The organism is Comamonas sp. 7D-2, assembly GCF_022749555.1.
GTDB lineage: Bacteria > Pseudomonadota > Gammaproteobacteria > Burkholderiales > Burkholderiaceae_C > Comamonas > Comamonas thiooxydans.
Genome location: NZ_CP094238.1, coordinates 2489976 through 2503180 on the forward strand (window position 1 = coordinate 2489976; position 13205 = coordinate 2503180).

The window sequence follows — 13205 nt, forward strand, 5'->3', positions numbered from 1 at the left end:
ACCTCTAAACCTATCAACTTTCAGCTCGAAAAGCCATCGGTCAGCAGGCCGGGTTGAACAGGAAATCCCTAATCTGTGTCGCTTTTGCGTGTTTCGGCAGGAGGGGGCGCGACGGTGGGGGCAGGGCCTTCTACAGGCTGTTGCGGATCGGCTGATGTGCGCTTTTGCGCGATTTCCTGGTTCAGCAGCTTCTCCTCCTGCTCCTGCATGGTGGCAAACAACTCCCAGGCCGCCATGAACAGGGCGGCAATGGCGGGACCGAGCACAAAGCCCGAAAGACCGAACAAGGCCATGCCCCCCAGGGTGGAGATCAGAACCACATAGTCGGGCATTTTGGTGTCCTTGCCGACCAGCAGGGGGCGCAACACGTTGTCCACCAGGCCGATGACCAGTACGCCATAAGCGGCAAGGATCAGGCCTTTGGTGACGGCGCCCGTTGCCAGAAAGTAGATAGCCACCGGCCCCCAGACCAGGCCTGCCCCCACTGCTGGCAGCAGCGACAGAAAAGCCATGACCACGGCCCAGAGTACTGCACCCTGAATGCCCAGAATCCAGAAAATCAGCCCCCCCAGCGCGCCCTGGGCGGCTGCAACGGCCAGATTGCCCTTGACTGTGGCCCGGATGACGGTAATGAACTTGATGGCCAGTTCGCGCTTGTGTTCGGGTGCGAGCGGTGTGGCTGCCCAGATGCGTGCGACCAACTCCTTGCCGTCACGCAGCAGAAAAAAGATCAGGTAGAGCATGACGCCAAAGCCCACCACAAAGCCCAGGGTGTTCTGACCCAGCCCCACAGCTTTGGTGGCGGCGAGCTTGCTGGCCTGCAGGGCGATGTTGGAGAGCTTGGTCTGGATTTCCTCCAGAGTGCCCAGGTGCAGTTTTTCCATCCACGGCGTCAGCCAGGAGGGAAGGGCATTGAAGACTTGCTCCACGTAGCTGCCGGCGGACAGGTTGCCGCTGCTGATTCGATCGTAGATGGCGGCAGTCTCCTTGATGAGCGAGAGGCCTATCAGAGACAGCGGCAAAATGACCATTACCAGACTAATTAGCAAGGTTGCCAGCGCGGCCAGCGTGGGCTTGTTAGGCATGCGCATCAGCAGCTTGCGGTGCAGGGGGGCGAAGACGATGGCAAACACCACACCCCAGAAGATGGCTACGGCATATTCCTCTAGAACCAAGCCGAATCCTGCGGTTACTGCTATTAAAAGAAGAATGAATGCACGTTTGTGAAGCGGCAAAAGCGGCATGCGAATCCTTGTTTATGGAGTTCCCGCAATGTAAGCGACTCCCAGGGGTGTAAACATCTTGTCTTTTATAAGACCAAGACTTTGAACAGTGGCACAATGGCTGCCGCAACTCAAGGCCCTTCCCCAGCCACAGTCGCATCCGCCAATCGGTACAGCCGTGTCGCGGGAGGTTCTACAAACCAGCTAATGCTTTCCGAAGGAAAGCGGAGGTCAGCGAGATATGAGCGATCAGTCAACGATCTATCAAGCCTATCAAGGCAACACCTATCTGTTCGGCGGCAATGCGCCCTATGTCGAAGAGATGTACGAGAACTACCTGGCCAACCCCGGCAGCGTTCCCGATTCCTGGCGTGAATACTTCGATGCCCTGCAGCATGTGCCTGCAGTCGACGGCACCGACAACAAGGACGTTCCCCACCTGCCCGTGATCAATGCTTTCGCAGAGCGCGCAAAGCAGGGCGGCACCAAGGTGGTGGTGGCCTCGGGCGCTGACTCCGAGCTGGGTCGTAAACGCACGGCCGTGCAGCAGCTGATTGCAGCCTACCGCAACGTGGGTCAGCGCTGGGCCGACCTGGATCCTCTGAAGCGCACCGAGCGCCCCGAAATTCCCGAGCTGGAGCCTTCCTTCTACGGCTTCACCGACGCCGACCAGGAAGTGGTGTTCAACACCAGCAACACTTTCTTCGGCAAGGAAAGCATGACTTTGCGCGAGCTGATGAATGCTCTGCGCGAAACCTACTGCGGCACCCTGGGCGCCGAGTACATGTATGCCACCAATCAAAATCAGAAGCGCTGGTGGCAGCAACGCCTGGAATCCATCCGTTCCAAGCCCGTCTTCAATGCGGACGAGAAAAAGCGCATCCTGGACCGCCTGACCGCTGCCGAAGGTCTGGAGCGCTATCTGCATACCAAGTATGTGGGTCAGAAGCGCTTCTCGCTGGAAGGTGGTGAGTCCTTCATCGCCGCCATGGACGAGCTGATCAACTCTGCCAGCGCCAAGGGCGTGCAGGAAGTCGTGATCGGCATGGCTCACCGTGGCCGTCTGAACGTGCTGGTCAACACCCTGGGCAAGGCTCCCAAGGATCTGTTCGCCGAGTTCGATCACACTGCTCCCGAAGATCTGCCTGCCGGTGACGTGAAGTATCACCAGGGCTTCAGCTCCGACGTGTCTGCTAAGGGCGGTCCCGTTCACCTGTCGCTCGCCTTCAACCCCTCGCACCTGGAAATCGTCAACCCCGTGGTGGAAGGCTCGGTGCGCTCGCGCATGGACCGCCGCGACGACCCCATGGGCAAACAAGTGCTGCCCGTGCTGGTGCACGGTGACGCAGCCTTCGCCGGCCAGGGCGTGAACCAGGAAACCCTGGCGCTGTCCGAAACCCGTGGCTATACCACCGGCGGTACGGTTCACATCATCATCAACAACCAGATCGGTTTCACGACCTCTGACCCTCGCGACCTGCGCTCCACGCTGTATTGCACCGACATCGTCAAGATGATCGAGTCGCCCGTGCTGCACGTGAACGGCGATGATCCCGAAGCCGTGTGCCTGGCCATGCAGCTGGCCCTGGAATTCCGTATGGAATTCTCCAAGGACGTGGTGGTCGACATCATCTGCTTCCGCAAGCTGGGTCACAACGAGCAAGACACTCCTGCACTGACACAGCCTCTGATGTACAAGAAGATTGCTGCCCACCCCGGCACTCGCAAGCTGTACGCAGACAAGCTGGCCACTCAAGGCCTGGGCGACACGCTGGGCGACGACATGGTCAAGGCCTATCGCGCCGCCATGGACGAAGGCCGTCACACCCAGGACGTGGTGCTGACCAACTTCAAGAGCAAGTACGCTGTGGACTGGAGCCCCTTCGTGGGCAAGACCTGGACCGACGCTGGCGACACAGCTATTCCCTTGACCGAGTGGAAGCGCCTGGCCGAGAAGATCACGACTCTGCCTGCCAGCGTGAACCCTCACGCCCTGGTCAAGAAGGTGTACGACGATCGCGCAGCCATGGGCCGCGGCGATGTGAACGTGGACTGGGGCATGGGTGAAACCATGGCCTTCGGCTCCCTGGTCGCTTCGGGCTATCCCGTGCGTCTGTCGGGTGAAGACTCGGGTCGCGGCACCTTCACGCACCGTCACGCCGTGGTTCATGACCAGAAGCGTGAAAAGTGGGACGAGGGCACATATATTCCTTTGCAGAACGCTGCCGAGAATCAGGCTCCGTTCGTCGTGATCGACTCCATCCTGTCCGAAGAGGCGGTGCTGGGCTTTGAATACGGCTATGCATCGAACGATCCCAACACCCTGGTGGTGTGGGAAGCCCAGTTCGGCGACTTCGCCAACGGCGCCCAGGTGGTGATCGACCAGTTCATCGCATCCGGTGAAGTGAAGTGGGGTCGTGTCAACGGCCTGACACTGATGCTGCCTCACGGCTATGAAGGCCAGGGCCCCGAGCACAGCTCGGCGCGTCTGGAACGCTTCATGCAGCTGGCTGCCGACACCAATATGCAGATCGTGCAGCCCACAACGGCCAGCCAGATATTCCACGTGCTGCGTCGCCAGATGGTTCGTGGCCTGCGCAAGCCGCTGGTCATCATGACTCCCAAGTCGCTGCTGCGTAACAAGGACGCCACGTCGCCCCTGTCCGAATTCACCTCTGGTGGTTTCCAGACCGTGATCCCCGAGCAGGACGAAACCATCGTCAAGAACGCTGCCAAGGTCAAGCGCATCATCGCCTGCTCGGGCAAGGTGTACTACGATCTGGTCAAGAAGCGTGCCGAGAAGGAATCCAAGGACGTCGCCATCATCCGCGTCGAGCAGTTGTATCCCTTCCCCCACAAGGCGTTCGCCGCCGAAGTGAAGAAGTACGCCAACGCTACTGACATCGTGTGGTGCCAGGATGAGCCTCAGAACCAGGGTGCCTGGTTCTTCATCCAGCACAACATCCACGAGAACATGCGTGAAGGCCAGAAGCTGGGCTACTCCGGTCGCGCTGCGTCCGCTTCGCCCGCCGTTGGCTACGCACATCTGCACCAAGAGCAACAAAAGGCACTGGTGGAAGGCGCATTCGCCAAGCTCAAGGGCTTTGTCCTGACCAAGTAATACAGGCGACACCCCCTGTCCGAGGACAGGGGGCACAAGAAACATCTTTGGAAAGAATTCAAAATGGCAATCGTTGAAGTTAAAGTCCCCCAGCTGTCCGAATCCATCACTGAAGCCACCATGCTGACCTGGAAGAAAAAGGTCGGCGAGGCCGTGGCCGTCGATGAAATCCTCATCGAAATCGAAACCGACAAGGTCGTGCTGGAAGTGCCTGCTCCTTCGGCTGGCGTGATCACCGAAATCCTGCAAGGCGACGGCGCAACCGTGGCTGCCGAGCAAGTGATCGCCAAGATCGACTCCGAAGCCGTCGCCGGTGCCGCTGCTCCTGCTGCCGCCCCCGCTGCTGCTGCGACTCCTGCTGCAGCCCCCGTGGCCGCCGCACCTGCCGGCGCCGACAAGAGCGGCGTGGCCATGCCTGCTGCTGCCAAGATCCTGGCCGACAACAACCTGTCCGCTGCCAACGTGGCCGGCACAGGCAAGGACGGCCGCGTGACCAAGGGTGACGCTCTGGGTGCTATCAAGGCTGGCGCAGCCATTCCCACCGGTGCTCCCAAGGCGGCTCTGCCTCAGGTGGCAGCTCCCGTGACCAAGGAAAACCTGGGTGACCGTCCCGAGCAGCGCGTGCCCATGACACGTCTGCGTGCCCGTATTGCCGAGCGTCTGCTGCAATCCCAGGCTACCAACGCCATCCTGACCACGTTCAACGAAGTGAACATGGCTCCCGTGATGGAACTGCGCAAGAAGTTCCAGGACCAGTTCACCAAGGAACATGGCGTGAAGCTGGGCTTCATGTCCTTCTTCGTCAAGGCTGCAGTGCACGCCCTGAAGAAGTTCCCCGCAGTCAATGCCTCCATCGACGGCAACGACATCGTCTACCACGGCTACTTCGACATCGGTATTGCTGTGAGCTCGCCTCGCGGCCTGGTGGTGCCCATCTTGCGCAATGCAGACCAGATGAGCTTCGCCGACATCGAAAAGAAGATTGTCGAATTCGGTCAGAAGGCCAAGGAAGGCAAGCTGGGCATTGAAGAAATGACCGGCGGTACCTTCTCCATCTCCAATGGCGGTACCTTCGGCTCGATGATGTCCACCCCCATCATCAACCCCCCCCAGTCCGCCATTCTGGGCGTGCACGCCACCAAGGATCGCGCCGTGGTCGAGAACGGTCAGATCGTGATCCGTCCCATGAACTACCTGGCCATGTCCTATGACCACCGCATCATCGACGGCCGCGAAGCCGTGCTGAGCCTGGTGGCCATGAAGGACGCGCTGGAAGATCCTTCTCGCCTCCTGTTTGATCTGTAATTCAGCAGATCGAGCTTCTACAAAGCCCACCACCAAAAGCGGTGGGCTTTTTTCGAGTTAAACAGAGAAAAGATTCAAATCATGAGCAAGCAATTTGACGTCGTCGTGATCGGCGCAGGCCCCGGCGGCTACATCGCTGCCATCCGCGCTGCACAACTGGGTTTCAACGTCGCCTGTATCGACGAGTGGAAGAACGCCGCTGGCGGCGCTGCCCCCGGCGGCACCTGCACCAACGTGGGCTGCATTCCCTCCAAGGCGCTGCTGCAGTCTTCCGAGCATTTCGAGCATGCCAAGCTGCACTTTGCTGATCACGGCATCTCCACCGGCAAGGTCGAGATGGACGTGGCCAAAATGATCGCCCGCAAGGAAGCGATCGTGAAGCAGAACAACGACGGCATCCTGTACCTGTTCAAGAAGAACAAGGTCACTTTCTTCCACGGCCGCGGCTCCTTCGTCAAGGCTGTCGAAGGCGGCTATGAAATCAAGGTTGCCGGCAAGGAAGAGGAAGTCATCACAGGCAAGCAGATCGTGGTGGCCACTGGCTCCAACGCCCGTGCCCTGCCCGGCGTGGCTTTCGACGAAGAAAACATCCTGTCCAACGACGGCGCTCTGAGCTTGGGCAAGGCTCCCAAGAAGCTGGGCCTGATCGGTGCCGGTGTGATCGGTCTGGAAATGGGCTCGGTCTGGCGCCGTCTGGGCACGGAAGTGACCGTGCTCGAAGGCATGGACAAGTTCCTGCCCGTGGTGGATGAGCAGATCGCCAAGGAAGCCAAGAAGGCTTTCGACAAGCAAGGTCTGAAGATCGAGCTGGGCGTGAAGATCGGTGAAGTCAAGTCCGGCAAGAAGGGCGTGACCGTTGCCTACACCAACGCCAAGGGCGAAGCCCAGACCCTGGAAGTGGACAAGCTGATCGTGTCGATCGGCCGTACCGCCAACACCATCGGCCTGAACGCAGAAGCCGTGGGCCTGGCCCTGGACGAGCGCGGCGCCATCGTGGTGGACGATCTGTGCAAGACCAATCTGCCTGGCGTGTGGGCTGTGGGCGACGTGGTGCGTGGCCCCATGTTGGCGCACAAGGCCGAGGAAGAAGCCGTGGCCGTGGCCGAGCGCATTGCCGGCCAGCACGGCCATGTGAACTTCGCCACTCTGCCTTCGGTGATCTACACCAGCCCCGAAGTGGCATGGGTGGGTCGTACCGAGCAGCAGCTCAAGGCTGAAGGCGTCAAGTACAAGGCTGGCTCCTTCCCCTTCCTGGCCAACGGCCGCGCGCGTGCACTGGGCGACACGACCGGCATGGTCAAGTTCCTGGCCGACGCCGAGACTGACGAAATCCTGGGCGTGCACATGGTGGGTCCCATGGTGTCCGAGCTGATTTCCGAAGCCGTGGTGGCCATGGAGTTCAAGGCATCGAGCGAAGACATCGCCCGTATCTGCCACGCTCACCCCTCGCTGTCCGAATCCACCAAGGAAGCGGCTCTGGCTGTGGACAAGCGCACCCTGAACTTCTAAGTTTTTTCAGTCTTGCGCGCAGGTTTTGACATGGCTGTGAAGTGCCCGCGCGCAGGCTGAGTTTCTTTTAGAATTCAGAACAAAATGGCTGCTAACGCTTAGTGCATAAGCGGTAGCAGCTATTGTTTTTTGAGCATCTGGAGACAAGACGGTGAATGTAAGACAAGCCTACGAGGCGGAACTGGCCGCCAAGGGTTTCAAAAGCGATCCCGCGCAGTTGCGTGCAGTCGATGCGTTGCAGCGCTGTGCCGACGAGTGGGCCGTGTACAAGGGCAAGCGCTCCAATGCTCTCAAGAAATTGATCAATCACCCCGATCTGCCCAAGGGCGTCTATATGTACGGTGGGGTGGGGCGCGGCAAGAGCTTTCTGATGGAATGCTTCTTCAACGCCGTGCCCCTCAAGCGCAAGGTGCGGCTGCACTTTCACGAATTCATGCGCGAGGTGCACCGCGAGATGCATCTCATGCAAGGCACGCAGAATCCGCTCGATGCCCTTGGCGCCAAGATCGCCAAGAAGTACAAGCTGATCTGTTTTGACGAGTTTCATGTCGCCGACATCACCGATGCCATGATTCTCTACAAGCTGCTCGAGTCGCTGTTTGCCAACGGCGTGGGCTTTGTGACGACCTCCAACTTCGAGCCCGACGGCCTCTATCCCGGTGGCTTGCACCGCGACCGGATCCTGCCTGCGATTGCCCTGCTCAAGGAGCGCATGGAAGTGGTGAACGTGGACAACGGCACCGACTATCGCCGCCGCACTCTCGAAGACGCCAAGCTCTATCATTGCCCATTGGGCCCGGAAGCCGATGCTGCGATGCAGGAGACCTTCGATCGCCTGGCCGAAGCCCATGACGAAGAGCCGGTGATGCAGATCGAGACCCGCAAGATCGCGGCCAAGCGCCGTGCTGGTGGCGTCGTGTGGTTTGACTTCCGCGAACTCTGCGGCGGCCCGCGCTCGCAAAATGACTATCTGGAAATTGCCACGCAGTTTCACACCATCTTGCTGTCCGATGTGCCAGAGCTGCATGTGAACATGGCTTCGGCCGCGCGGCGCTTTACGCTGCTGGTGGACGTGCTCTACGATCGCCATGTCAAGCTCATCCTGTCGGCTGCAGTGCCGCCCGAGAAGATCTATACCGAAGGTCCTCTGTCCCACGAGTTCCCGCGCACCGTCTCGCGTCTGAATGAGATGCGCTCCAAGGAATATCTGGCGCTTGAGCGCCGCGTGGTGGACACCAGCTTGACCTGATCGCCTGCGGGCAACTGCCTGCGGCTTTAAGATGCCAGCCTGTACTTCGAGTTCTGAGTTGATGACGATGCCCACTATCCTTGCCCAGCTGATCCGCCGCCGCATTGCAGGCTTTGCACTGGCGCCTCTGGCCGCCATCTGGCTGGCTTGTGTGCCGGCCATGGCCCAGGTAAAGGTGGATTCGGCGCAGCAGACCGACAAGCAGGCACAGAAGGAGGTTGCCGACAAGGCGCGCCAGCAACTGCACCAGCAGCGTGAAGCCGAGCGCGACGAGATTCTCAGCAAGCGTGCCGTCATCGAGCAGCAGCGCGTGGCTGATGAAAAGCTCTGCTACCAGAAGTTTGCCGTGGAGGGTTGTCTGGCCGATGCCCGTAGGGCGGCACGTGAAAAAGATGCGCCCCTGCGTGCGCGCGAGCTGGAAATCAACGACGCGGAGCGCAAGGAAAAGGCGGCGGCCAAGCTGAAGGCCATTGAAGAGAAAAAAGCCGAAAACGCTGCCGTTCCCATGAAGTCGCAGCAACGCGAGAAGAACGGCAAGAGCCAGCCCCAGCCCACCGGCCCGGGTGCCAAACCTGCGGTTGACGAGCAGGCGGCGCAGGCCCAGCGCCAGACCGAGGCTCAGCAGCGTGCCAGCAAGCAGGCCGACTATGTGCGCCGCCACGAGCAAAACCGTGTCCAGGCCGATCAGGGGCGAGCCGAGCGTGAAGCCAAGGCCCGGGCAGATCATGAGGCCAAGCTAAAGGCTGCGGCCGAGCACAAAGCCAGGGCTTTGCAGCAGGCCAAGGAGCGCGGTCAGACGGCGGCGCCGCTGCCAGCACCTGCTCCCTGATACATTGAGGATCGGCAGTGCTCTACAGCAGGGTGCTACCGAAAGCATTGCTGCAAGCGCCCGTTTCCAAGGCGCTCAAGCCGTCTTGGATTGTCTGGACTGAATGGCTCTTCAAGCGTTTGCCGCTGCGGCTGAGGTATCCAGCTTGAGTATTGCCAGCGAGAGGTTGTCACCACCCCCGGCCGCGCGCCGCCTGGCTTTTTCAATCAGAAATTGCGAGGCTTCGCGTGGCGAGAGTCCGTCAAGCACAGTGCCCAGCTCCTGTGCGGTGAAGTAATGCCACAGGCCGTCCGAGCAGGCCATCAAGCTGTCGCCCGGCAGCAGTTTCTCAATCATGTGGTGGCTCATGGGCGGCGGCGGCTCGGCACCCAGGCAGCCCAGCAAGATATTGGACTGTGGGTGGTACTGAGCCTCGGTTTCGGTGAGCTCGCCGCGGTCGACCAGTGCCTGTACATAGGAGTGATCAAGCGAACGGTGCATGAGGGAAGAGCCGCGAAAATGGTAGAGCCGTGAATCGCCGGAGTGCATGAAGTGGCAGCGACTGTCGGGCAGGACCACAAAGACCGCGATGGTGCTGTGGGGCTCCTGTTCCGCTGCTATGGCGGTAAGGCGAATGACGGTGTGGGCATCCTGCACAATGGTGCGCAGCATGCGTGTGCAGTCTTCCTTGGCGGGCTCAAAGCGCTCGAAAACCTGGCGGGCCGTCAGCATGACCTGATCGGATGCCTTTCTCCCACCGCTGCGCCCGCCCATGCCATCGGCTACCACGCAGAGAATGCAGCCCTTGGCATAGGGATGCGCCATGAGCAGAACCTGGTCCTGCTGGTATTCTCGGTCACCGCGATGAATGCCGGTGGCCGCCTGAATGCGGTAGCTGGATGACATGAGTGTGTGCGAGTGCGCTCGCGGAGCGAGATTTAACGTTGCGTAACATTTTATCGGCCAGAGGCTGGGCCTCGGCGAACATTTGCGATCTTATGTGAGCTTGCGCTGACTTGGCTTGTTGGAAGGTGAAACGGTTTTGACTCATTTGCAGGAGGCGGTCGCGCAGGTGTTTGCACAGCAAGGTGCGCTCTCGCTGGCTGAGCCCGCATTCACGCCGCGCCCAGGCCAGACCCGCATGGCCCTGGCGGTGGCTCAGGCCATAGAGACGGGCGGGGTGCTGGTGGTGGAGGCCGGCACGGGTGTTGGCAAGACCTACGCTTATCTGGTGCCTGCCTTGCTCAGCGGTCAGCGCGTGCTGGTGTCCACGGCCACCAAGGCGCTGCAGGACCAGTTGTTTGCCCGTGATCTTCCGCGCCTGGTTCATGGTCTGGGCCTGCCTCTGCGCATGGCCAGGCTCAAGGGGCGTTCTTCCTATCTATGTACGGAGCGGCTGGAGCGTGTGCGCCAGGGCCGCTCGGCTCCCCAGGATCCGCAGGTGCTGCGCGCCGTGGCCGATGTTGAGCGCTGGGCCAGGGTCACGCGTACCGGCGATCTTGCCGAGCTGACAGCGCTGGATGAGCGCTCCCCTGTGATGCCCTTGGTGAGCTCCACCAAGGACAATTGCATGGGGTCTGACTGCCCGCACTGGCAGGGCTGTCATGTCAACCAGGCGCGTCAGCAGGCGTTGGAGGCCGACGTGGTGGTGGTCAACCATCACCTGCTGTTTGCCGATCTCGATGTGCGCGACAGCGGCATGGCTCATCTTTTGCCCAACACCGGCGTGGTGGTTATCGATGAAGCCCATCGGCTTAACGACATCGGCGTGCAGTTTGCCGGAGAGGCTCTGTCCAGTCAGCAGTTGGTGGGGTATGCACGTGATGCCCTCAGGCTGACGCAGGAACATGCGCGCGGCATGGCCGACTGGCTGGTTCTCTGTGCCACGCTGGAGCAGGCCATGCGTGAGCTGCGCCTGCAGGCCGGCAAGCCTCCGGTCGGAGGACGGCTTGCGTGGCAAGCGGTGACCCCGCAGGGACTGGATGCAGTGAAATGGCGTGCGGCACTGGTGCGGCTGGGGCAGAGCCTGCGTGCCCTGTTGATTCCACTCTCAAGTCTGGAGGGGGTAGGGGCAGAGCTGCAGCGTCTGTATGAGCGCGGCGCAGAGTTGCTCGCGCGACTGGCACGCTTTGCTGCTCCTGCAGATGATGAATGCGTGCGCTGGCTGGAGGTCGGAGCGCAGTATCTGCGCATGCTGGAGTCGCCGCTGTCGATTGCCCGCATCATGCAGCAGCGGCTGCTTCAGCGCTCGCTGGAGGATGCCGGCACGGACCAGGGCGAGGAGCCCGATCCTTCAAGGAAGAAGGCCTGGATTTTCACCTCGGCCACGTTGGGCAATGATGCCCAGCTGAGCTGGTTTGTCGAGTCCTGCGGCCTGCGCGGAGCACAGGTGCTGCAGGTGGAAAGCCCGTTCGACTACCATCGGCAAGCCGGTGTCTATGTCCCCCAGCCCTTTGCTGCGGCCGGCAGCGCACAGCACAGCCAGCAGGTCGCCCAGTTGGTGCTGGATGCGGCGCAGCGCATAGGCGGCCGCACCCTGGTGCTGACTACCACCCTCAAGGCCTTGCATGCGATCAGCGCATCGCTGCGCACCAGCCTGGGCCTGTTTGCTGATCTCGATGTGCTGGTGCAGGGCGAGGCGCCCAAGCTGGCCTTGATTCAGCGCTTTATGGCCGCCGGGGCAGCAGCCGGACGAGGAGCTGTTCTGGTGGCTTCCGCCACTTTCTGGGAGGGGGTGGACCTGCCCGGCGACATGCTGCAGCTGGTGGTGATCGACAAGCTTCCGTTTCCGCCACCTGACGACCCGCTGGTCGAAGCCCGTTCGCGACTGCTGGAGAGCGTGGGGCGAGGGGCGTTTCATGATTACATGCTGCCCGAGGCGGCACTGGCCCTCAAGCAAGGGGCCGGGCGTCTGATCCGCAGTGAAGCCGATCGTGGCGTGCTGGTCATCTGCGACAGCCGCTTGATGACTATGGGCTATAGAGCGGAGTTGATGTCGGCGCTGCCTCCCATGCGCGTGCTGGGCAGTCAGCCGGAGTTCGAGGCGGCGCTGGAGCAGTTGTCGGCGCAACATGCCAGGCGCGACGGCGGGCAGACGCCGGCGCAGGATTCAGAGGCGTAGAAATGAAAAAGGATGCGCTTGACGCATCCTTTTGTCCCTTGGGCGGCAAACGCTGCTTACCAAAGCTTCCACCAGGATTCTTTTTTCTTCTCTACGCTTTGCTCGGTGTTGGCGCCATAGCTGCTCTCCAGCACGCGCTGGGCGTCGTCCCGCAGCTGAGTCATGCCCAGGGCGTCATAGGATTTGACGAGGATCACCATGGCTTCGCGCACCGCAGGCACGTTCTGGTAGTCCTTGATGGCAGCCTGCGCACGGGCAATGGCCGCCACATAGGCTCCTCGGCTGTAGTAGTACTTGGCGACATGGACTTCGTACTGGGCCAGCGAGTTCACGATGTACTGCATGCGCTGGCGGGCATCATCGGAGTACTTGGAATCTGGAAAGCGGGTCACCAGTTCGCGGAAGGACTCGAAGGAGTCCTTGGCGGCTTTCTGGTCGCGCTCGGACAGATCCTGGCGGGTCAGCCAGCCGAACATGCCCAGGTTGTCATTGAAGTTGACCAGGCCCTTGAGGTAGAGGGCATAGTCCATGGCAGGGCTGGCAGGATGCAGCTTGGTGAAACGGTCCAGCGTGGCCAGAGCTTGCACTTTTTCGCCGGCCTTGTACTGGGCATAGGCTTTTTCCAGCTGAGCCTGCTGGGCCAGTGGCGTGCCGGCGGCACGGCCTTCGAGCTTTTCAAACAGCGGCACGGCCTTGTCATAGGCGCCGGAGGAAGATTCATCGCGCGCTTCGGTATAGATGCGCTCGGGTGTCCACTTGGCCGTCGGGTCGTCCTTGGTGCTGGAGCATCCCGCCAGCGTGGCGGCGATTAACACGGCAGGGACTAGAGTCAGTGAAATACGCGGCATGGTGGACAGTTTTCTGACAAT

9 protein-coding genes are annotated in these 13205 nt (G+C 60.9%); 6 read left to right on the forward strand and 3 right to left on the reverse strand.

The annotated features are described in order from the left end of the window. Nucleotides 1-68 precede the first annotated feature (68 nt). On the reverse strand, nt 69-1244 hold the full coding sequence (locus MPZ60_RS11480) for an AI-2E family transporter (RefSeq protein ID WP_034352340.1): 1176 nt from the start codon (nt 1242-1244) through the stop codon (nt 69-71). Nucleotides 1245-1464: 220 nt separating this feature from the next. On the opposite strand from MPZ60_RS11480, the gene MPZ60_RS11485 reads away from it, so the two are divergent. From MPZ60_RS11485 to MPZ60_RS11505, 5 genes are all read left to right on the forward strand, one after another. Next, the gene (locus MPZ60_RS11485; protein ID WP_003055529.1) at nt 1465-4344 is read left to right on the forward strand and encodes a 2-oxoglutarate dehydrogenase E1 component; all 2880 of its coding nucleotides are present in this window, start codon (nt 1465-1467) and stop codon (nt 4342-4344) included. A 63-nt stretch (nt 4345-4407) separates the two neighbouring features. Next, complete coding sequence (gene odhB / locus MPZ60_RS11490) at nt 4408-5649, forward strand: 2-oxoglutarate dehydrogenase complex dihydrolipoyllysine-residue succinyltransferase (protein ID WP_034352343.1); 1242 nt, start codon at nt 4408-4410, stop codon at nt 5647-5649. A gap of 81 nt (nt 5650-5730) precedes the next feature. Beyond that, on the forward strand, nt 5731-7158 hold the full coding sequence (lpdA, locus tag MPZ60_RS11495; protein WP_034352346.1) for a dihydrolipoyl dehydrogenase: 1428 nt from the start codon (nt 5731-5733) through the stop codon (nt 7156-7158). A 151-nt stretch (nt 7159-7309) separates the two neighbouring features. After that, nucleotides 7310-8407 (forward strand): cell division protein ZapE, encoded by a 1098-nt coding sequence (zapE, locus tag MPZ60_RS11500; RefSeq protein ID WP_034352349.1) that lies wholly within the window; start codon nt 7310-7312, stop codon nt 8405-8407. 67 nt (nt 8408-8474) lie between these two features. Next, nucleotides 8475-9236, forward strand: a complete 762-nt coding sequence (locus MPZ60_RS11505) for a hypothetical protein (protein ID WP_034352351.1) — start codon at nt 8475-8477, stop codon at nt 9234-9236. 111 nt (nt 9237-9347) lie between these two features. Here the strand turns inward: MPZ60_RS11505 and MPZ60_RS11510 are convergent, their stop codons facing one another. Beyond that, nucleotides 9348-10121, reverse strand: a complete 774-nt coding sequence (locus MPZ60_RS11510) for a PP2C family serine/threonine-protein phosphatase (protein ID WP_034352354.1) — start codon at nt 10119-10121, stop codon at nt 9348-9350. 136 nt (nt 10122-10257) lie between these two features. On the opposite strand from MPZ60_RS11510, the gene MPZ60_RS11515 reads away from it, so the two are divergent. Next, on the forward strand, nt 10258-12336 hold the full coding sequence (locus MPZ60_RS11515) for an ATP-dependent DNA helicase (protein ID WP_052057571.1): 2079 nt from the start codon (nt 10258-10260) through the stop codon (nt 12334-12336). A gap of 56 nt (nt 12337-12392) precedes the next feature. Here the strand turns inward: MPZ60_RS11515 and MPZ60_RS11520 are convergent, their stop codons facing one another. Then, the gene (locus MPZ60_RS11520) at nt 12393-13184 is read right to left on the reverse strand and encodes an outer membrane protein assembly factor BamD (RefSeq protein ID WP_003069900.1); all 792 of its coding nucleotides are present in this window, start codon (nt 13182-13184) and stop codon (nt 12393-12395) included. Nucleotides 13185-13205 lie beyond the last annotated feature (21 nt).

Coding starts and splice junctions, on each gene's coding strand:
- MPZ60_RS11480 (WP_034352340.1), bottom strand. CDS start 1,244: ATGCCGCTTTTGCCGCTTCACAAACGTGCATTCATTCTTCTTTTAATA.
- MPZ60_RS11485 (WP_003055529.1), top strand. CDS start 1,465: ATGAGCGATCAGTCAACGATCTATCAAGCCTATCAAGGCAACACCTAT.
- odhB (WP_034352343.1), top strand. CDS start 4,408: ATGGCAATCGTTGAAGTTAAAGTCCCCCAGCTGTCCGAATCCATCACT.
- lpdA (WP_034352346.1), top strand. CDS start 5,731: ATGAGCAAGCAATTTGACGTCGTCGTGATCGGCGCAGGCCCCGGCGGC.
- MPZ60_RS11505 (WP_034352351.1), top strand. CDS start 8,475: ATGCCCACTATCCTTGCCCAGCTGATCCGCCGCCGCATTGCAGGCTTT.
- MPZ60_RS11510 (WP_034352354.1), bottom strand. CDS start 10,121: ATGTCATCCAGCTACCGCATTCAGGCGGCCACCGGCATTCATCGCGGT.
- MPZ60_RS11520 (WP_003069900.1), bottom strand. CDS start 13,184: ATGCCGCGTATTTCACTGACTCTAGTCCCTGCCGTGTTAATCGCCGCC.